The following is a 20,766-nucleotide window of genomic DNA, read 5'->3' as shown; positions in this document are numbered from 1 at the left end:
CGCTCATCCGGCCTGCCTGGCGAGCCAGTCGAGATAACGTGGCACGCCGGTCTGAACATCCATGAACGCGCGGTCGTAGCCGGCCGCTCGCAGTGCGCCCATGTCGGCCTCGGTATAGCTCTGATAGGCCCCGACCAGCGAATCCGGAAAATCGATATAGCGTTTTTCGCCCCGGCCATGCCAGGCGATGACCGCATCGGCGACCTCGTTGAAGGTCTGCGAGCGCCCGGTGCCGCAGTTGAACACTCCCGAGACGTGCGGATTGTCCAAAAGCCAGAGATTGACGGCCACGACGTCGTCGACATGGATGAAATCCCGTCGCTGTTCGCCGTCGCCGTAGCCGTGCGAGCCGCGAAACAGGCGACACTCGCCGGTCTCGGCGATCTGGGCGGAAAAATGACGCGCCACGCTCGCCATTTTCCCCTTGTGCCCTTCGCGCGGGCCATAGACGTTGAAATATCGCAGCCCGGCAACCGGGGACGAGCTCGGGCGGGCACGCACGTACTGGTCGAAGGCGAACTTGGAAAAGGCGTACATGTTCAACGGCCGCTCGGCCGACCGCGACTCGATGAACTGCGGGCCCATACCGTAGACCGAGGCCGAGGATGCGTAGATGAACGGCACGCCGTGGACACCCGCCCAGCGGTGCAGACATTTCGAGTAGGTGAAGTTGCGTGCCATGACATAACGGCCATCCCATTCGGTGGTGTCCGAGCAGGCGCCCTGATGGAAGATGGCATCGATATCGCCGAAGTATTCGCCCGCGTCCATGCGCGCGGCGAGATCGTCGTATTCGAGATAATCGAAGAAATCCAGATCGGCCAGATTGATGCACTTGTGGCCGTCGGCGAAATCGTCGACCGCCATGATGTCGGTGATGCCGCGCGCGTTGAGTCCGGCCACGAGATTGCTGCCGATGAAGCCGGCGGCGCCGGTGACGATGATCATGCCCTGCCCTTTTCGTTGTCGAAGGCTTATGCGTCGGTTTCCGCGGTTGCAGCCACGCCGAGCTCGGCATAGAGCGCGCGATAACGCTCGGCCATGGCGGCCACAGTATAACGAGCCACACGCTCGCGTCCGGCACTCGCCAGACGCGCGGCCAGTGCCGGGTCGTTGCGCAGACGGCGCAGCGCCGCGGCCAGCGCGGCCGGATCGTCCGGTGGCACGAGCAGGCCGTTGACCCCGTCTTCGATCAGCTCGGGAATGCCGTCGACCGCAGTGGCGACGATCGGCCGCCCTGCGACCATGGCATCCAGCAGCGTCGACCCGAGCCCTTCGTGACGCGATGGAAAAACGAAGATATCGAGCGCAGCCAGATAATCGCCGACATTATCGACCTGACCGGCGAACGAAACCTGCGGCATCGCGCGCGCCTTGTCTGCAAGCGCTTGCTCGTCGCGTCCGCTGCCGACGAACACGAAACGCCAGTCGTCGGCCTCGGCAAGCAGCGTACGGGCCGCGGCCAGCGTGTCGAACTGGCCTTTCTGACTGTCGTCGAGTGCACCGACCTGGCCGACAACGCATCGCCCGCCGAAACGCGCGCGCAGCGCGGACGCCTTTTGCGTGTCGATCGCCAGATCGGCCGCCGCACTGGGAATACGTTGCGTGACGAGCCCCGGATAGCGGGCCGCAAGCACCCGACCGATCGCATCGGACAATACGACCACCCGAGCCGCGCGGGCGAACAGCGCCCGGGTGCTCGGGGAATTGCTGGGCACGTTGTCGACCCGTCGGGTGACGACATAACGCGTGCCGAAGACATGGTAGGCCGCATGCGCGAAATGCGCCCCCTTGCCGTCGTGGGCATGGGTGAGCCCGGCGCGCAGATGATGGATCGAGAGGATGAAAGGCTTGCGGATCGCGATGCGTTCCAGGTTCGGCACATCGGCCAGCCGTGCCAGCAGCGGCTCGCCGCGTCGCCCGATCACCCGCTGGCGCATACCGCGTTCAGCCAGGGCGCGGATGAGCAGCGCCGTCTGGCGTTCGCCCCCGCGGAAACCACGCGCGAGATTGACGTGGGTCAGATCAGCCACCCGGAGTCTCCGTACCCGCCTCGGACGGCGTTGCGGCGATATCACCGATCCATGCCTGCCATAACGCGGCAATCCGGTCGCGATCCGCGGCCTGGGCCTCGCGCGACATCATTGCCCGTTCTTCGCGCAGTGCCGCAGCATGCGCGAAGCGACGATCGTGGCGATAGGCATCGGTCAGAACCTTGATGTCGGCGCGATCCGCGAGGCCGGCCGATTCGACGCTCTCGAGAATCCGGATCGCATCGGTGAAACGGGAAATCTCGGCATGACGATGACTGTAGGCCAGGGCCGCGTACTGAGCCATGAATTCGATATCGATCAGCCCGCCGGGCATCTGCTTGATATCGAATGCCTGCGCGCTGGACTCGTCCTTGACGCGTCGCATGCGGTCACGCATCGCTGCCACGTCGCCGGCCAGCGCGCCGAGATCGCGCTCGCGTGCCAGCACCGTGCGGCGGATCTCGTCGAAACGTGCGCCGAGCCCGGGCGCGCCAGCGACATAGCGGGCCCGTACCAGCGCCTGATGCTCCCACGTCCAGGCTTTTTCGAACTGATAGGTCGCAAACGCCTCGACGTGCGTGACCATGAGCCCGGCGTTGCCGGACGGCCGCAGGCGCATATCGATTTCATAGGCTCGGCCGGCGATGGTCTGGGTCGACAGAATATGAATGAGGCGCTGGGCCAGGCGTGTGAAGAACACCTGATTGGTCAACGATCGCGGACCGTCGACCGTCTGGCCCTCGTTCGGCCCGTCATAGACGAAGACCAGATCCAGGTCCGAGGCATAGCCGAGTTCCAGCCCGCCGAGCTTGCCATAGGCCACGATCGCGAACGCCGATTCGCGACCGGCCGCATCGACCGGGACGCCGAAGCGCATCGTCATCTGTTGCCAGGCCATGGACAGCGCCGCGCCCAGCACGACTTCGGCGACCTCGGTGAGCCTGTCGGAGACGATCATCAACGGCATGGCATCAGTGACGTCGGCAGCGGCGATCCGCAATGTCGCGCTCTGCTGGAAACGTCGCAGTGCGTTCATCTGGCCTTCGAGATCCGTCTCGTCGATGGCAGCGCGATCGGCATCCAGCGTGGCCGCCAGCTCGGCCCGCGAGGCAGGTCGGTAGAGCTGGCGTGCGTCGAGCAGCGTATCCAGCAGCGCCGGCTGCTCGGCAATCCGGCTCGTGATCCAGCTGCTGGCCGCGCACAGACGCATGAGCGTGGCGAGTGCTGCCGGGTGTTCGACCAACAGCGCGATATAGTTGCTGCGCCCAACGATTTCGGAGACCACGCGCAGCGTACGCGTGATGGCCCCGGTCGCCTCGTTGGTCCGGCCGGCAGCGGCGATGATCAGCGGCACGAGCCGGGCGATCCAGCGCCGGCCGCGGTCACCGAGCATCCGATAGAGACGCTGATCGTGCAGACCGTCCAGCGCGTCCAGGACCACGCCGGGTGCATCGACGCCGTAACCAGTCAACAGCGTCTCGGCCGCACCGCGCTCGAGCTGCCCCGCCCAGAGCGCATCGAGCGCCTCATCGGCGGCGGGTGTCGGCGCCGTCGACTCGATGAAGATCCGATCGAAAGCCTCATGCACCCGATGGCGCACCGTCTCGGTCTCGGTATCGAAGGCCGCGAGATCGGCAAACCCCATGGCCCGGGCGATGACATCCCGGTCGGCCGAATCGCTCGGCAATTCGTGTGTCTGCTGGTCGGCGACCATCTGCAGTCGATTCTCGAGCCGGCGTAGATAGACATAGTCCGCATCGAGCTGGGACGCCGTCTCGGCGGCCAGATGGCCGGCATCGGCCAGGCGCGCCAGCGTCGGACGCAGACGCGCATCCTGCAGGTCCGGTTCCTGGCCGCCCCGAATCAGCTGAAATGCCTGGGCCACGAATTCGATCTCGCGGATGCCGCCGATCCCGCGCTTGATGTCGTTGGCGGCATCGGTACGACGCACCTGGGTATCGATCAGACGTTTCATGTCGCGGATCGATTCGAAGGTGCCGTAGTCCAGGTAGCGCCGATAGACGAACGGTCGCAGCATGCGGATCAACGCGTTGCCGGCCGCCTTGTCGCCAGCGACCGGCCGTGCCTTGACCCAGGCATAGCGCTCCCATTCCCGGCCGTGATTCTGGTAGTACGATTCCATCGCCGGCAGGCTGGCCACCAGAGCGCCGGCATCGCCGAACGGCCGAAGCCGCGTATCCACGCGATAGACGAAGCCCTCCGCGGTGTTCTCCGACAGCATGCGAACGAGCCGCTGGGCGACCTTGCGGAAATAGCCGGCCACGTCGATATCGGCATCGGCCGGCAGCGTGGCGCTCTCGTCGTAGGCAAAGACCAGATCGACATCGGAGGAAAAATTCAGCTCGCAGCCACCGAGCTTGCCCATCCCGATCACCGCCAGCCGCGCCGGCTCGCCGCCGTCATCCCGCGGCGGCTTGTAGCGGGCGGCAACCGCCTGCTCGGCGGCCCGAAGGCCGGCCTCGATGCAGCGATCGGCCAGACACGACAGCGCGGCCAGCGTGGCCTCCAGGTCATCCAGCCCGCCGAGATCGCGCCAGGCGATGACGACGAGCGACTCATCGCGATAGGCCCGCAGTGCCGCCGATAGATCCTCGCCTTCGACGACCGTTGGCGCCGGCTCGGGCATGGCCGTGCCGGTGCTGTCGAGTCGGCCCTGCGAGACGAGCGCTGCCGCCCGATCGGGATGACGCGAACGCCACTGCGCGACGAAACGACTGGCCTCGTCGATGACCTCGGATCGGGCGCGGTCGGTGTTGTTGTCTTGTGTCATTCAAAGCCCTCGACAAACCCGGCCATACCGACGGCACTGCCGTCCCATCGCCCGGCCGGATTCGATGCGCCATGGCTCATGATAGCCTTGCCGGATGCCGCCGCGTCGCGGCCCACGAAACCGACACCCTATGGGATTCAAACGTTATCCGCGAGACACGGTCTTCTGCGGCCACGGTATCGCCGATCCGGATGCTGCCTCCCCCTGGTCGGCCGAGCGCCATACTCGGGTCGCCCCCGACATGCTGGACGACCTGCTGTCGCGGCTCGCGGGGCGCTGTCATCTGACCTTCGACGACGGCTATCTGGACAACCTGGAGACCGCTCTGCCCATTCTCGAGCGCCACGAACGCTCGGCGACCGTCTTCGTCACCACCGGTTTCATCGATGACAGCGCGGCGCCGATGGAGGCCGTCGTCGAGGCAGTCATCGAATCGGGCGCATGGCGTTTCGAAAGACCTGCGCATGACGAGCCGGGCCAATACCAGCGTGACACGCTCGACCGGTTGGCCGGTCTGTCCATCGCCGAACGACTACGCGAACAGACCCGGCTGCTGGAGGCCAGCGGCACGACCACGGCCGAGCTCACCCGGCGCTACCTGAACCGTGATGCGCTCACGCGGCTGGCCGCCCATCCATTGATCACCATCGGCGCCCACACACACAGCCACCCCGATCTGAGACGCCTTGCCGATGCCGATCTGGTCTCGGAACTGGCCACGGCCCGGACCCGTCTCGCCGACTGGCTGGCACGGCCGATCGCGCAGGTGGCCTATCCCTACGGTCATACCGATGCCCGCGTTCGCCAGGCAGCACGACAGGCCGGTTATTCCGCCGGGTACACGATGAATGCGCCCGATTGGCGGGCCCGAGTCGGGCTGATTGGCCGGCTGGATCGACCGCGTATCGATCTGCGCTCGGCCGCCACGCGACTGACACGCCGCCGGGCGCGTCACGGCAATCAGGCCGCTGTGTTGTAAACGGGGTGCCCGCCGGGGCCGAAGACGGGAGGAACCGGAATCACCGATCGTTGCCGTAGAATACGGCTGCCGACCGAAACCGTTTGACTCGATGCGCAACCCCGACCAGATCCTGGATGCCTATCGCAACAATCGCGATATCACGCGCGATGAATGTCGCCAGCTCTACGAACTGGTCGACGACCCCTGGGGTCTGGGCTCGTCAATCAATCATCACTCTTATCTCGACGTCGTGGCGCGCCTCGACAAATACATCCGTTGGGAGGAGATCGACTGGATCGTCGACTACGGCTCGGGCATCGGCACGTTCACACGGGCGGTCAAGGATCGACACCCGCACATCAAGTCATTGGCCGTGGATTTCGATACCGCGCACGAAGCCGCCCGACGTCGTTTCGGGGCGGATATCTTCGATCATCAGTTCGGCATGAATACCGAGATCAACGAGCACGATCTGATAAACCATACGTTTCCCGATCTCGATATCGATCGCCTCTGTATCTGTTTCTTCAACAGCATCAATTACGTGTTCAAGGACCTGAAAAAGCGCAAGCGCCCCAAGGCGCTGTCGCGACTGGTTCGACACTTCGAAGGGTTGGCGCGACAACCGGACACGCGATACCTGATCGCCAGTTCCAATTTCTTCGACAGCGGCGCCAACCAGGCAATGCAGCGCCGCGATCTGGAACTGATCTATCTCTCACGCGATCTGGAACTCGACAACGAAGAACCGGACTTCAAGGCCGAGCTTCATACCCGTGTCTGGCAACGCCGCGCCACCTGAGCCTTATCCGGCGCGTCGTGGCCCGACCAGACCGGCGAGCCATTCGCCGACACGGGCGCTGGCTCTCGCTGGATCGCGCGGCGCTCGGGCCCGATGTGCGAACGGCCACTCGGCGACGAGCCCCGCCAGTTCCGTATCGTCACGAAATATGTGCACATCCGGCTCGTGCTCGTGGTCACGGGCGGCAACCGGATTGGCCAGTACCGGCAGACCGGCCAGCAGATAATCGGTGATCCGGGTCAAAACGCCGCTGCCGCTGTGTTGAAAGATGATCGCCGCCGAGGCACCACGCATCAGCGTTGCCAGGTCGGTATCGGACACGGCGCCGTGGAAACAGACGCCGGGACCGTTGCAGGCATCGCGCAACCGTTCCGAGCCGAAGCCCGCGACGTCAATGACAAGCGAACCACCGACCGCCGGCAGTGAAGACAGCAGGCCGAGCATGCGCCGCATACCGTCGTGGTTCGGGCCGTAGAAGGCCGAGCCCATGAGCAGCAGACGGCGCGGCGCGGCTTCGGGGGCACGCTCGGCGCGGATGGTGGCCAGCCAGCGACTACGCGCGGCTGGCGGGAAATACGGCAGATGATGGCTTTCGATGCCGAACAACCCGAGCAGCCACTGATCGCGCGATGAGATGACGACACGGGCGTCGGCCGCGGCCAGTTTTTCGCACTCGGCCGCGAAACGGGCATGCGGATCGCCCTGCGGGGCATACGAGAGCTGCTCGTCCGGAACCAGCGATTCCAGGTTATGACAGAACGCGACGGTGGGAATCGCCCGTGCCCGGGCGGCGGCCAGACTGCCGTGACGCGTCGTGCGTTCCCAGACGAACAGATCCACGTTCGGCAGGCTGTCGATCAGCGCAGCGGTATTTTCGTACTGCATGGCCGTGCGCTTGCGCTGCATGCGATCACCCTGCTCGTGCGGCGAGGCATGTCGAGCGAGCATTTTCATCCGTCGCTTGCGATGTTGTCGTTCAAGACGATCCCGCGGTTTGAGCGTGCCCGGCAGGAGATCGACGGTCGCATATCCGTGCAATGCCAGTAGTTCCGCAATCTGCAGACTCCGCAGATAACCACCCGAGCCGACCGTCGTGATCGGCGCATCCCGCACTATCAGCATGTTTGATACTGCCTCCTCAGAACAACGCGTGCGTCACCACCCCGTCCTCGGCGAGGCGCATACTACCGCGGTGTCCGCAGGCAAGCTGAACGGGACTTGGCCGATGACCGACGCCCGGAGACCTGCCGATCGGGCCGACGGCCGTCGATCGTGTAGAGTCATTGCCTTGCGCCGGGCGACAGACGACAGGCCGATATGCTGCATCTGATCGAAGCCGCAGCGGTGGGCGGCATGGAGCGCTTGCTGCTTGCCTATCTCGCGACGCCGACAGGCCCGAAGACAAATCGGGGCGATTCGGTTCTCGCCGTCAACCGTGGGCCGGCAGGACCGTTCATGACGGCGTTGCAGGACAACAATGTTGCCTGTCGCGTTCTCGCCCATGCGGGCCCGTTTCGTCTACCGGAACGGCCAAAGACACTGCGCCAGTCCCGCGCAGCCCGTCTGATCCGTCGTCACGGGCCGGCCGTGCTCTGGAACCGGCTGCCCGATCGCTACACCCGCGATGCCTGTCGCGCCACGCCCACCGGTTATTACGACCACGGCCTGGCGTGGTACCGGCCGCCGGAATGGGCACAGATGCAACAGTGGTGCGCACATGCCATCGCCTGCTCGCACGCGAGCGCCCGCATGCTTCGGCTGCACTGGGACTACACCGGGCCAATCGCGATCTGCCCCAATCCGGACCCGATCATCGCGTCGCAGACGCACGCCCTGACCTGGCGCGGCGACGCACCATTCGTATTCGGCGTGGCCGCCCGCCTGACCGATATCAAGGGTGTCATCCTGGCGATCGAAGCACTCGCCGTTCTCGTCGCCCAGGGACGGGACTGCCGCCTGATAATCGCCGGCGAAGGACCGGCGACCGCCCATCTTCGCGAACGCACGGCACGTCTGGCGGTGGCCGAGCGGGTCAGCTGGCTCGGACGAATCCGGGATATGCATGCCTTCTATCGCCGCATCCATTGCCTGGTGCATCCGGCACTGCACGACGCCGGCAGCCTGGTACTGCGCGAGGCCAGCAGCGCGGGCTGCCCGGTCGTGGCGACCCATGTCGACGGCATGCCGGAATGGTTCGGCAACGAACCCGCCGGCCAGCTCGTGGTGCCCCGCATGTCGCGAGCCGCCTACGCCGCGGACTACGCGACCGCCACGATGGATTTACCGCCGGTTTGCTACGATCCCGACAACGATCGGCTGACCGAACCGAAAGCCTGCTTCCCGGCGGATATCGCACACGCGCTGGCCCGCTGGTACGACGACCCGGCAGCGCATGCCCGCGCAGCGGCCTCGGCGCGTCGTCTTGCGACCACGAACGGCGTTTCCATCGACACCTACACCGCCCGGCTCGCGCACCAGCTGGCCACACTCGCCGCCTGAGCAACGATCAACGCCCGGGCGAACGCACCAACGCCTGTTTCCAGTCGGCAACGAGCGATGCTGCCAGTGCGCCCCCGAGGCCGGCCTGATACAGCGCCCGCCAGACGCCGATCCCGCCCCTCGGACGTGCCTTGCGACAGACGTTGGCCAGTAATCGCGCACAAAGCCGGCTCAGTGCCGGCTCCGGAAACCGCCCCGATTCGGCATTGGCCGCGATGATGCGTGTCACCCAGTCCGCGGCCCAGCGCGCATCCCGAGCGTCCATCGGGCGCTCGAACACACGCTGGAACAATCGGTTGCCGGTATAGAGCAGATTGTGTCGCCGGACGTCGTCGTTGGTGAACGTCAGGCCGAGCGCGGCCAGTTCACGGGCCTGTATATCGCAGCGCCGTGCCCGGCTTTCCGCGGCGCGAGCGCTCGAGGCCTGCTCGGCGTAGATGCGATAGGCGGTCAGTCGATCGGCCAGCATGGCAAAACGATGATGCGGGATCATGCGCGCCCAGAGATCGTAGTCCTCGGCCACCGCGAACGCCGGATCGTAGGCGTAGGCGGCGATGGCCTCGCGCCGGACCATGACCGTCGGGTTATGGATGATGCCGCGGAACAGCAGGTAGCACTTCACGGTATCCGGCGACAGCCGACCGACGTTCTGGTTGGCCTTGAGCGGCCTGCCGCGGGCATCCATGCCCTGCCAGCGCGTCGCCAGCACATCGATATCCGGATATCGATCCAGATAGGCAACCTGCTGCGCCAGCCGCCCGGGCAGACATCGATCGTCGGCATCCAGCAGTGCCAGATAGTCGCCTCGCGCCAGTGCCAGGCCGCGATTGCGAACGACGGGCCGGGATCTGTTGCGCGGCATGCGCTCGAGCCGAACCCGGGGATCCGAGGCGAATCGCTGACAGATCGTCCAGGTTTCGTCGGTCGAACAATCATCGATCACCAGCAGCTCGACATCGGCAAACGCCTGATCGAGGACGCTCTGCATCGCCTCTGCGATATAGGTCTGGGCATTGTAGGCCGGGATGAAAACCGTCACTCGTGGGCGGCTCGATGTCATGTCAGGGTTTCCTCTCCGGCCTGCCCGTCGGCGGTAACCGATGCGATCAGGCGCATGTACTCGTGGACCGCATTGGCGGTCGAGAACTGGGCGGCACGCGCGCGCAGCGTATCGGCCGACGTCGGTGCGGCCAGCATGGCCGTCATGGCACGCGACAGGGCGACCGGCTCGGCCATCGGCACCAGCGTCCCGTATCGACCGTTATCGAGAATCTCGCGCGGCCCACTCGGACAATCCACGGACACGACCGGGCAACCGACGGCCATCGCCTCGATCAGCACCAGTCCCAGGCCTTCGAACCTCGACGACAGCACGAACAGATCCGAATGCGCCATGGCCGCCTGCGCATCTGCCCACCAGCCCGGCAGCACCACGTCGGCCGACAGGCCAAGCGCGGCGATCCGTGCTTCCAGCGACGCGCGCTCTTCCCCTTCCCCGATGATCATCAGGCGAGCCGCCTGATGCCGGCGCAGCTCGGCAAAGGCATCGATCAACAGCGCGAAGTCCTTTTCCGAGACCAGACGCCCGACGGCAACGATCAACGGGCATGCGCGCGGGGTATCGAACCAGGGATGCGCCGGTGGCCGCAGGCTCGTCGGCTCCGGCAGACGCACCGGGTTGTAGATTGTGCCGGTCTTCGATGGCGCCAGGCCGAGCAACCGGGTCAGATCCTCGGTCACGCCATGCGATACGCCCACGATACGGTCCGCGAATGGATAGAAACGACGGGCCAGTTCGACGCGATATCGCCATTTGTCGTGCTTTTCAGGCTGATCGGTAAAGACCTCGAGCCAGCGCGACAGCGTGCTGTGCTCGATGATGACGATACGCGTGGAAAGTCCGGCCATGCGCACCGCCAGAATCGCCAGAATCGGCATCCGGCCGTGCGAGACAAACATCACGTCGGGCCGTGTCCGCTTCAGATAAGCCGCCAGTGAGGGCAGCCGTCGAATCGGCAGATAATGGCGCCGACCGACGAGCCAGCGCAGCCATTGACTCGTCCCGAAACGTGGCCAGGCCCGAATGAGGGCCGCATACGCCGCCCACTTGGCGCCCTTGTGCAGTGCGTGCAGGCCGACAGCAGGCGCAACGTCCGCGAGATAACCGCCAACGCGCCGTTCCAAGAGGATATCGACCGCGCAGCCGTGCTCACACAGCGCCTCGGCAAGCATCAGCGTCGCACGTTCCATACCGCCCTGTGCCAGGGCCGGCAGACAGAAGACGATGCGTCTGGACTCGGCGTCGGGTTTATCGTCCAAGGCGTTGCGTTTGGCCACTGGCCGGCGGTCGGTTGTGTTTGGGTACGTGATCATACCTGCGGCACCGGCCGGTGTGATCCGGCCCGCCAACCCGCGCCTATCGCGGTGACAGCGCGCGGCATGCCGCGTCGGAACAACGGCTATCGACTGGCCGCGCCCGGGTGCGACGGCCGATAAGCCGTGCTTCGCGCCTTTTGGCGTGTCGTACGAGTCCGCGCCAAGTCCTTCCTGGCATGGGCGGTCGGCGGCCAGACAGGGCATCGCACGCTTGGCGCGTGGTTATACGCTCACCTCGCGGGACACGGGATCGCTGTCTTATTCGCTTATGTCAGCACGCTTCGCCCAAACGGGAAGGCGACCCATGAAAATCGACCGCGAGCACCTCGCAGGAGGCGATCCGTGGACGCCGACACGGCGCCCGGGCGACATATCAACCCCACCCTTAGAACGGATCGAGTTCGCGTGCCAGCAGGGCTCGGGCGACGGCCCGTGTCAGCGACGACCGCAGGAAAATGGCCCAGATACGCAGGGGCGCATCGGATTCGGCGGACGCCTTGCGACAGACAAAGAGCCATCGCGCGCCCAGAAATCGCGAGAATGCCGGCTCGGGATAGAGACGCTTGTGACGGTTCGCCGCGGCGAGCCGCGCCATCCATTGGCCCGCCCAACGGACGAAATCGACATCCAGCGGCTCCGCACACTGCGCGCGAAACAGATTGCGCCCCCGGAAATGGAACAGATGAAAATGGCGGTAGGAGTCCTGCGCGTCGAAATCGATGTCGAGTTCGGCGAGTTGTTTTTCGAAGATACGCCGCCGTCCGGCCATCATGCGGTTGCCATCCGAAATCGCCTGGTGGTCGTGCTGACGATAGTAGAACAGGCACTCCGGCAGCACGGCGAAACGATAGTTCGGCATCAGACGCACCCACAGGTCGTGATCCTGGGCGACCGGAAATGCCGTGTCGTAATGGAGATCCTTGGCTACCCGCGCCCGGATCATCATGGTCGGATGATGAATCGGACAATAGAACAGTAGACGAGCAGCGATCTGGTGGGAGGTGAATCGCTGGCGTTGGCGCGTCTTGCGCGGCAACAACTGCCCGTCGACATCGATCGGTGACCAGCAGGTTCCCACCAGATCGATCTGCGAATGAGCCTCGAGAAACGCGACCTGACGCGACAAGCGCTCGGGATGCGATAGATCGTCGGCATCCATGAACGCGAGGAAATCACCCCGTAGCGCCTGAATACCCTTGTTACGACTGGCGGGTTGTCCGAGATTGTGTTCATTTTCGATGACGCGAACACGCGCGTCGCGCCAGCCGGCGTGACGAATTCTTTCCAGGCTGCCATCGGTCGAGCCATCGTCGACGATGACCAGCTCCAGATACGTCCAGGTCTGACCCAGAACGCTCTCGATGGCCGGCTCGAGGAAATCGCCGGCGTTGTACACGGTCATCAGCACACTGACCAACGGTCGTGTCTTCAATGCCTGCCGATCCTCGCCGACCGCCTCGCCGTGCGTCGGCGCCAGATGCAGAGCCGCGGCACGCCGGAGCACTTTGTCGGCGGTGATTGGCGCCGGGCTGCGCTTCACGAAGCCTGTCCGCCGGTCAGACCCGCGATCCGCTTACGCATCTTGCGTCGGAGCTTCTCGCGGCGCCGGATCCATCGCGTCACGAGCATGCCGATACCGCCGCGCTTCGGAACATCGCGGACACGCGGCGCCCGCGACAACGCGATCCGGCCCGAGCCGCGCTCCAGATGAGACAGGATCTGGCGGCCGTATTCCTGGCCGGCAAGGCTCGCCCCCGCGGTGCTCACACGCCGGCTCAGGCCATCGGCCAGCGTGCTCGTCCACTTGAAATGGTGCACGCGCGTCGGGAAACGTGCCCGGAATGCCGGATCGGCGCTGTTATCGAATGCCCCGATATGCCGGCCGTAAAGGAATTTGTGCCCGGTCTCGCCCGCGATCGGCGCATGACCACCACGGCCGAGCAACCATCGGCCCCGGACCGCCATCATCTTGATGCTGCCGTACACATCGTGTGACGGGCCAAACCCGAACACCGAGCCCTGAAGTATCCGCTGCTCGGGAAACAGCCCGGCCAACGGCGTGGTCGCATCGACTTCGGCCATGGTGCCGTCGGCGGCGAGCCGGTCGACGAAAACACCGTCAACGCAGTTGATTCGGTTGGCTTCGCAGAACGCGAGGAAACGGCCGAGATCCGTCGGATATTCATGGAATTCGTCGACGTCCGCACTGATCAGCCAGTCATCGGCCGGCACGCATCGCCGCTGGACATCACGCCGGCGCTGCCACATGTCAGCACTCGTGTAGGGGGCGATCCACTGCTCGGTCGGCGTGATGTCCCAAGCGGCAAGCTGGCGTTTCGCCTCAACCAGCTTGGGATCATCGAGGCGAGACGCGTTGAGTATGAGATGACAATTGCAGGCCGGCACGCCGAGCTCGAGGTAGTGCGCGATGAAACGCTCGAGCAGCGCCAGGTCGTGATCAACGCCGACACAGCTGATCAGATGAAGTCGGGCCGACTCGATTCGTCCGGGCGATGTCATGACGAGGCCGGCTCCGCGCAGCTCAACACATACAGCTGTCGCCCCCCGTCCTGGAGGGATGTCACCGCGATATGGCGACCATCCGGACTTGGGCAGGGATGCAGATCGCAGCGAAAGGGGCTTCGCGCCGGCCGATGATGCGCGAATGTCGCCAGATCGCGCGTCCGGCCACTGGATTCGTCATGCACAAACAGCCTGATCTCTTCGCGATACGGCGTGTCGGCCACGAACACATCCGGCCGGCCGGGCAGATAACGGATATGCGCGTTCTGCGTTACGACATCAGGCGCAATAGCCTGTCCGCGCGCGCCGCCGTCGACGCCGTCGTGGAAGAAATAGAAAGCATCGCGCTGCCAGAGAAACAGCCGCTGATCGTCATACCAGATCACGTGCGAGGGCGCCGTGGCCAGAACGGCCAACGCCGTGCCGTCGAGGTTGCAGGTCAGGCTGATGCCCTGCTCGTCCGACCAGCCGCCGTCGCGCGTTCGGAACCGCAGCTTGACCGTGAACCGCTGCCCGGACGGCGCGATCTTGACGTGGTTGAACCAGAAGATCGGGTCCGAGGCGCGATCGAAATAATTCCGAAGCGCATCGAATCCGTCGGCCCCATCCAGCTGCTCCATCAAGTGTGCGCGGGCGCGCGCGATGCTCAGCACGAGACGCGACTCGCCGGTCGCAATGCTCTGGCACCAGACGCCATCATCATCCGGTGCCGGCGCGTCGAGGCGCGCACCACGTCCGCCGGCATAGCCATAGCCCGGTCGCAGCGTGTCCAGCCGTGCCATATTGATACCGAGGGTGAATCCCCCGTGCGGATCCACCGCATAGCTCGATCGTGCGAGCGTGCGCCTTCGACCGTCGGCCATGTCCCACAGGCGCGTCACGAAACGATCGTCATCGTCCCGATCGTTCCAGCACAGCTGCGTGGCCGATCCGCCCAGCCACTGCGCCATCGGGCCCTGCTGCCAACTCCAGGCCGAACTCCGGCCGATCGATTGCCAATGCCCCGTCGCCACCTCGACCACGCCGATCTCGACCGTGTCCTCGGCCTCGATCGGCCGATCGGCAAACCCCATGCGGTGTGTCGCCACGAACCGGCTGCTCGGATCGAACACGGGAATGTCGTAATAACTGTGCGCATGATAAACGCAGTTACCCGTGCCGCGAGTCAGCTGCCTGACCTGCCAGTGCTGCATGGCCGAGCCTTGTGATATCCCTGATGAATGCCGGCGCCCATCGCATCATCGTGCGGCTGACGCCTCCCCCTTCGATGACGCTGAACTTAACAGCGACGGCCACTCGCGCCTACCCGATACCCAAAAAAAAGAGCCCCGCACGAATGCGGGGCTCTTCTTTTCTTTCGTCAAGCGGGCGGGTGCGCCCGGGCGAGACGGCATTTACATCATGCCGCCCATACCGCCCATGCCACCCATACCGCCCATGTCGCCGGCGCCGCCCTTGTCGTCGTCGTCCGGGACATCGGCCACGGCTGCTTCGGTGGTCAGCAGCAGGCCGGAGATGGAGGCCGCGTTCTGCAGCGCGGTACGGCTGACCTTGGTCGGATCGAGAATACCCATCTCGACCATGTCGCCGTATTCGCCGGTGGCCGCGTTGTAACCGTAGTTGCCGTCCTTGGACAGCACTTCGTTGACCACGACCGACGGCTCACCGCCGCTGTTGAACACGATCTGACGCAGGGGCTCTTCGACCGCACGACGCAGCAGACGGACGCCGGCATCCTGCTCGGCGTTGGCGCCCTTGACGCCTTCGATGGCCTTGAGCGTGCGCAGCAGGGCCACGCCGCCGCCCGGCACGATGCCTTCCTCGACGGCCGCACGCGTGGCGTGCAGGGCGTCTTCGACGCGTGCCTTCTTCTCTTTCATCTCGACTTCGGTGGCCGCGCCGACCTTGATCAGCGCCACACCGCCGGCGAGCTTGGCCACGCGTTCCTGCAGCTTCTCCTTGTCGTAGTCCGACGAGGAATCCTCGATCTGCTTGCGGATCTGGCCGATGCGGCTCTCGATGTCGCTGTTGGAACCCTTGCCATCGATGATGGTGGTGTTTTCCTTGGACACCTGGACCTTGTTGGCTTCGCCGAGATGCTCAAGGGTAGCGTTTTCCAGCGTCATGCCGAGATCTTCGGAGATGACCTGACCGCCGGTCAGCACAGCCATGTCTTCCAGCATCGCCTTGCGACGATCACCGAAGCCGGGCGCCTTCACGGCGGCAACCTTGACGATGCCACGCATGTTGTTGACCACCAGCGTGGCCAGCGCCTCGCCTTCGACGTCTTCAGCGACGATCAGCAGCGGACGGTTCTGCTTGGCGACATTCTCGAGCAGGCCGAGCATGTCGCGGATGTTCGAGATCTTCTTGTCGAACAGCAGAATGTAGGGGTTGTCCAGCTCGGCCGTCATCGTCTGGTTGTCGGTGACGAAGTACGGCGACAGATAACCGCGATCGAACTGCATGCCTTCGACGACGTCCAGCTCGTTGTAGAGGCTGGAGCCTTCCTCGACGGTGATCACGCCTTCCTTGCCGACCTTGTTCATCGCATCGGCGATGATCTTGCCGACTTCCTCGTCGGAGTTGGCCGAGATCGAGCCGACCTGAGCGATGGCCTTCTCGTCATCACAGGGCTTGGACAGCTTGGCCAGCTCGGCGACAGCCGCGTCCACGGCCTTGTCGATGCCGCGCTTGAGATCCATCGGGTTCATGCCGGCGGACACGGCCTTCACGCCCTCACGGACGATGGCCTGGGCCAGAACCGTCGCGGTCGTGGTGCCGTCGCCGGCCACGTCGGAGGTCTTGGAAGCGACTTCCTTGACCATCTGGACGCCCATGTTCTCGAACTTGTCGTCCAGCTCGATTTCCTTGGCGACCGAAACACCGTCCTTGGTGATGGTCGGGGCGCCGAAGCTCTTGTCGAGCACGACGTTGCGGCCCTTCGGGCCGAGGGTGACCTTGACCGCGTCAGCCAGCGTGTTGACGCCGCGAACCAGACGCTGACGCGCGCTTTCGCCAAAACGTACTTCTTTTGCAGCCATTGCTACTGTTCCTTTCCTTGTTCAGTACCTAAGCGTAAGGCCCGGGCTTAACCCAGCACCGCCAGGATGTCGTCTTCGCGCATCACGACGACTTCTTCGCCGTCGACCTTGATCTCGGTGCCCGAGAACTTGCCGAACATGACCTTGTCACCGACCTTGACTTCGGGCTTGCGCACTTCGCCCGAGTCGAGCGGCTTGCCGTTGCCCACGGCCACGACTTCGCCGCGCTGGGGCTTCTCGGCAGCCGTGTCGGGGATCACGATCCCGCCGGCCGTCTTCTGCTCTTCTTCGAGCCGCTTGATGACGATGCGGTCATGTAGAGGACGGATATTCATTGCCACCCTTCTCCTCGAGAATTCAAAGGTTGTTGATTGATAAAACCCAGCGGCTTTGACACCGCAACAGATCGCCGATTGGCAATCTTTATCACCGCCATTCATGCGGCCTTCGGAAGGTCTTTCAAGGCCGGGCCCGATTTTTTTGTCGCAATGCAAGCCATTCAAAAACTGAAATGATTCCTTGTCACTTTATGCGGCAGGCATTATCGTCAGCAGCAGAAAATCAAGGCCGGCGCTCGCTCGGCAACTCCGGAGGATTTATGGCCGAACCCACAATGCGTCGCGTTGCCATCGTTGGCGGCGCCCGGATCCCGTTCTGTCGATCGAACACGCAGTACGCGCATCAATCCAACCAGGACCTGCTGACCGCAACATTCAAGGCGCTGTCGACCAAGTACAAGCTGGCCGGCACGCGAATCGGCGAAGTCGCGGCCGGCGCGGTCCTCAAGCACAGCCGGGACTTCAACCTGACGCGCGAGGCCGTGCTGGGCACCGATCTCGACCCGCATACGCCGGCCTTCGACGTACAGGCCGCCTGTGGCACCTCACTACAGACAACCTTGCAACTGGCCAACAAGATCGCGATGGGTCAGATCGACTCGGCGATCGCCGGCGGCACCGATACGACCTCGGATGCACCGATCGCGGTCAACGAGGAACTGCGTTCGATCCTGCTCGACATCAATCGCGCCCGAAGCGGCGCCGAACGGGCCAAACTGTTCGCCAGGCTTCGGCCACGGCATCTCGTGCCCAATCTGCCGTCGGTGACCGAACCCCGCACCGGCATGTCCATGGGCGAGCACTGCGAGCTGATGGCCAAGGAATGGAAGATCTCCCGCCGCGCGCAGGATGAGCTGGCGCTCGCCAGTCACAGGCATGCCACCCAGGCCTACATGGACGGCTTCTACGACGATCTGGTGTTTCCGTATCTCGGCGTGGAGCGCGACAACAATCTGCGTCCCGACTCGGACATGGAGAAACTGTCCAAACTCAAGCCCTCCTTCGATCGGGAGAACGGCACCCTGACGGCGGCGAACTCGACGCCGCTGACCGACGGTGCGTCGTCGATCCTGCTGGCCAGCGAGGAATGGGCCAGAGAGCGCGGCCTGCCGATCCTGGCGTATTTCACTCCCTTTGCCCGCACGGCAGCCGTGGATTATGTCGACGGCGGTGAAGGCCTGCTCATGGCACCGACCTATGCCGTTGCGGACATGCTCGACGCGGCCGGCCTCACGCTTCAGGATTTCGATTTCTACGAGATACACGAAGCCTTTGCCGCACAGGTGCTGTGCACACTCAAGGCCTGGGAATCGAAGAAATACTGTCAGGAAAAACTCGGCCGCGATGCGCCGCTCGGTTCGATCGACATCACCAAGCTCAACGTGAAGGGCTCATCGGTCGGCATCGGCCATCCCTTCGCCGCGACGGGCACGCGCATCGTAGCCACCCTGTCCAAGATTCTCGCCGAAGCCGGCCCGAACAAGCGCGGCCTGGTCTCCATCTGTGCCGCCGGCGGTCAGGGCGTGACGGCCATTCTGGAATCGCCCGCGAGCTGACAGGCGGCCAGGAACACGGTTTCCGGTCTACGGGCGACCCATGCGGTCGCCCGGCTGATGCAGGCGACTCGGTCGCATACACATCGTGACCACCCAAGCCGACAACCCGCGCCGATACAGTCAGAACCTTCGCGCGGTCGCATCGTGCTCATATCCGTCCGGGGCGCGAGGGCGATCGCCCGGGGCCTGTGCACGCTCCGCTGGCCTCCGCCCCACGCGCCTGGAGAACAGACGCGGACCGGCAGGACGAGGTCTGGCCATACCCCAGCTGCCCCCGAAGCTGCGACTCGCGCCTTGCAGGACACACTGCGGTCTCTCGACGAAAAGGCGCTCGTACGAAACCTCAACAGGCCCTAGAATGCCGCGTTTTTGACGCCACGGACGTCTCGACATGCGTCGCGATCACTGGGGTTCCCGGCTCGGTTTCATCATGGCAGCCGCCGGCTCGGCCGTCGGACTCGGCAATATCTGGAAGTTCCCCTATATGGCCGGCGGCCATGGTGGCAGCGCGTTTCTGATCCTCTATCTGGCGTTCGTGCTCGGTTTCGGGCTCGCACTCGTCATCGCAGAGCTGGTGCTGGGGCGTATGTCCGGGCGCAACCCGGTCGGGGCCTTCCGCGTGATGGCCGGCGGCGCCTGGCCGCTCGTCGGTGGCATCGGCGTGCTCACCGCTGTCCTGATCCTGTCTTTCTATTGTGTGGTCGCCGGCTGGACGATCGCCTATCTCTTCTATGCGATCGAAGGTGCGCTCGACGCCACAAGTGCCGGCACGCTTGAAAGCCTGTTCAACCAGCTGACCGGCAGCGGGCTCGCACCGCTGTGCTATGCCGCAGCGTTCATGGCGATCAGTGTCGTGATCGTCTCGCGCGGTGTCGGCAGCGGCATCGAACGGGCCTCGAAGCTTTTCATGCCATTGTTGTTCGTGGTTCTTGTCGTGATGACCGCGCGTGCCGTCACACTGCCCGGCGCCGGCGCTGGCATCGCGTTTCTACTGAAACCGGATTTGTCTGCGATCGACGGGGAAACGGTCTCGGCCGCGCTCGGCCAGGCATTTTTCTCTCTGTCGCTCGGCCTCGGCGGACTCGTGACGTATGGCTCCTACATGCGGGCCTCGGCCCATATCGGCCGCGACGCGCTCGCGGTCGTTCTACTGGACACGCTCGTTGCCATGCTGGCCGGACTGCTCATCATTCCGGCGATGTTTGCCGCCGGCATGACGCCGGGTGCCGGTGGCGCCGGCACGACCTTCAAGGTCTTGCCCGCCGTGTTCGCTGCCCTACCCGGCGGGCACTGGATCGCGATCGGCTTCTTCGCGCTACTGACGCTGGCTGCGCTCACATCATCGGTTTCATTGCTCGAGCCGATCGTGGCGTGGCTGGGCGACGAGCATGACATCGCGCGTGGTCGGGCGGCACCGCTGGCCGGACTGGCCTGTATGGTGCTCGCGGTGCCGGTCTCGTTGTCGTTCGGCGTCTGGGAACACGTCCGGATCATGGGTTATTCGATCTTCGGGCTGCTCGATTTTCTGACCAATAATCTGTCCCTGCCCTTCGGCAGCCTGATGACCGCTATCGTGGTCGGCTGGATCATCGGACCGCGTGCGGTAGCGGCTCTCGGACCGGATGGCAGACCGGTCGGCGCCTGGGCGCAGGCGTGGCTCTTCGTGGTGCGTTTCGTCGCACCGATCGGCATCGTCTGGATCCTGATCCAGGGCCTCGTCTGAGACCACGACACCATCGTTGCAGGGATTCACGGGGTGTCTCGACTGTACGGCCCGGGCTCGCAGCACTTAGGATTTCTTAAACCACGACGCGCGGATCGGTCGACGATCGTGCGTGTGCCT

General features: G+C 64.5%; 16 protein-coding genes. 5 read left to right on the top strand and 11 right to left on the bottom strand.

All coding sequences use genetic code 11. From position 1 onward, the window contains the following. Window positions 1–3: 3 nt before the first annotated feature. The 3 genes from rfaD to glnE are packed head-to-tail and all read right to left on the bottom strand — an operon-like array spanning window position 4 to window position 4,824. Window positions 4–948, bottom strand: coding sequence for an ADP-glyceromanno-heptose 6-epimerase (gene rfaD / locus D3260_RS02665; protein WP_120097019.1), 945 nt, complete (start codon window positions 946–948; stop codon window positions 4–6). A gap of 26 nt (window positions 949–974) precedes the next feature. Then, window positions 975–2,033: a glycosyltransferase family 4 protein gene (locus D3260_RS02660; protein WP_120097018.1), complete on the bottom strand. Its 1,059-nt coding sequence runs from the start codon at window positions 2,031–2,033 to the stop codon at window positions 975–977. Continuing rightward, window positions 2,026–4,824 carry a bifunctional [glutamate--ammonia ligase]-adenylyl-L-tyrosine phosphorylase/[glutamate--ammonia-ligase] adenylyltransferase gene (glnE, locus tag D3260_RS02655; RefSeq protein ID WP_120097017.1) on the bottom strand — a complete coding sequence of 933 codons (2,799 nt, stop codon included), beginning with the start codon at window positions 4,822–4,824 and terminating at the stop codon, window positions 2,026–2,028. Before glnE ends, D3260_RS02660 begins: the two co-directional genes overlap by 8 nt. Before the next feature lie 130 nt (window positions 4,825–4,954). On the opposite strand from glnE, the gene D3260_RS02650 reads away from it, so the two are divergent. Beyond that, on the top strand, window positions 4,955–5,803 hold the full coding sequence (locus D3260_RS02650) for a polysaccharide deacetylase family protein (protein WP_158583359.1): 849 nt from the start codon (window positions 4,955–4,957) through the stop codon (window positions 5,801–5,803). 91 nt (window positions 5,804–5,894) lie between these two features. Next, window positions 5,895–6,587: a class I SAM-dependent methyltransferase gene (locus D3260_RS02645; RefSeq protein ID WP_120097015.1), complete on the top strand. Its 693-nt coding sequence runs from the start codon at window positions 5,895–5,897 to the stop codon at window positions 6,585–6,587. A gap of 3 nt (window positions 6,588–6,590) precedes the next feature. Here D3260_RS02645 and D3260_RS02640 read toward each other — a convergent pair whose 3' ends face one another. Beyond that, the gene (locus tag D3260_RS02640; protein WP_120097014.1) at window positions 6,591–7,709 is read right to left on the bottom strand and encodes a glycosyltransferase family 1 protein; all 1,119 of its coding nucleotides are present in this window, start codon (window positions 7,707–7,709) and stop codon (window positions 6,591–6,593) included. A gap of 195 nt (window positions 7,710–7,904) precedes the next feature. On the opposite strand from D3260_RS02640, the gene D3260_RS02635 reads away from it, so the two are divergent. After that, entirely contained in the window at window positions 7,905–9,086 is a 1,182-nt protein-coding gene (locus tag D3260_RS02635) for a glycosyltransferase (protein ID WP_120097013.1), read from the top strand. Between the two features lie 7 nt (window positions 9,087–9,093). Here D3260_RS02635 and D3260_RS02630 read toward each other — a convergent pair whose 3' ends face one another. The 7 genes from D3260_RS02630 to groES all read right to left on the bottom strand — a co-directional run bounded on the left by D3260_RS02630 (window position 9,094) and on the right by groES (window position 17,364). Next, entirely contained in the window at window positions 9,094–10,146 is a 1,053-nt protein-coding gene (locus D3260_RS02630) for a glycosyltransferase family 2 protein (protein ID WP_120097012.1), read from the bottom strand. Then, the gene (locus D3260_RS02625) at window positions 10,143–11,405 is read right to left on the bottom strand and encodes a glycosyltransferase (protein WP_158583358.1); all 1,263 of its coding nucleotides are present in this window, start codon (window positions 11,403–11,405) and stop codon (window positions 10,143–10,145) included. The genes D3260_RS02630 and D3260_RS02625 overlap by 4 nt, the downstream gene beginning before the upstream one ends. Window positions 11,406–11,847: 442 nt before the next feature. After that, complete coding sequence (locus D3260_RS02620; RefSeq protein ID WP_120097010.1) at window positions 11,848–13,002, bottom strand: glycosyltransferase; 1,155 nt, start codon at window positions 13,000–13,002, stop codon at window positions 11,848–11,850. After that, on the bottom strand, window positions 12,999–13,982 hold the full coding sequence (locus tag D3260_RS02615) for a glycosyltransferase family 2 protein (RefSeq protein ID WP_120097009.1): 984 nt from the start codon (window positions 13,980–13,982) through the stop codon (window positions 12,999–13,001). Before D3260_RS02615 ends, D3260_RS02620 begins: the two co-directional genes overlap by 4 nt. After that, a complete protein-coding gene (locus tag D3260_RS02610) occupies window positions 13,979–15,178 on the bottom strand; it encodes a hypothetical protein (protein WP_120097008.1) in 1,200 nt (399 codons plus the stop codon). Before D3260_RS02610 ends, D3260_RS02615 begins: the two co-directional genes overlap by 4 nt. 201 nt (window positions 15,179–15,379) lie before the next feature. Further along, a complete protein-coding gene (gene groL, locus D3260_RS02605) occupies window positions 15,380–17,029 on the bottom strand; it encodes a chaperonin GroEL (protein WP_120097007.1) in 1,650 nt (549 codons plus the stop codon). A 47-nt stretch (window positions 17,030–17,076) separates the two neighbouring features. Continuing rightward, entirely contained in the window at window positions 17,077–17,364 is a 288-nt protein-coding gene (gene groES, locus D3260_RS02600; RefSeq protein ID WP_120097006.1) for a co-chaperone GroES, read from the bottom strand. A gap of 263 nt (window positions 17,365–17,627) precedes the next feature. On the opposite strand from groES, the gene D3260_RS02595 reads away from it, so the two are divergent. Both D3260_RS02595 and D3260_RS02590 read left to right on the top strand, forming a co-directional pair. Then, a complete protein-coding gene (locus D3260_RS02595; RefSeq protein ID WP_120097005.1) occupies window positions 17,628–18,923 on the top strand; it encodes an acetyl-CoA C-acetyltransferase in 1,296 nt (431 codons plus the stop codon). A gap of 391 nt (window positions 18,924–19,314) precedes the next feature. Then, complete coding sequence (locus D3260_RS02590; protein WP_120097004.1) at window positions 19,315–20,646, top strand: sodium-dependent transporter; 1,332 nt, start codon at window positions 19,315–19,317, stop codon at window positions 20,644–20,646. The last annotated feature ends 120 nt before the right edge of the window (window positions 20,647–20,766 follow it).

The sequence above is a fragment of the Salinisphaera sp. Q1T1-3 genome, assembly GCF_003602005.1.
Classification (GTDB): domain Bacteria; phylum Pseudomonadota; class Gammaproteobacteria; order Nevskiales; family Salinisphaeraceae; genus Salinisphaera.
This window is presented reverse-complemented; position numbering and strand designations above follow the sequence as displayed.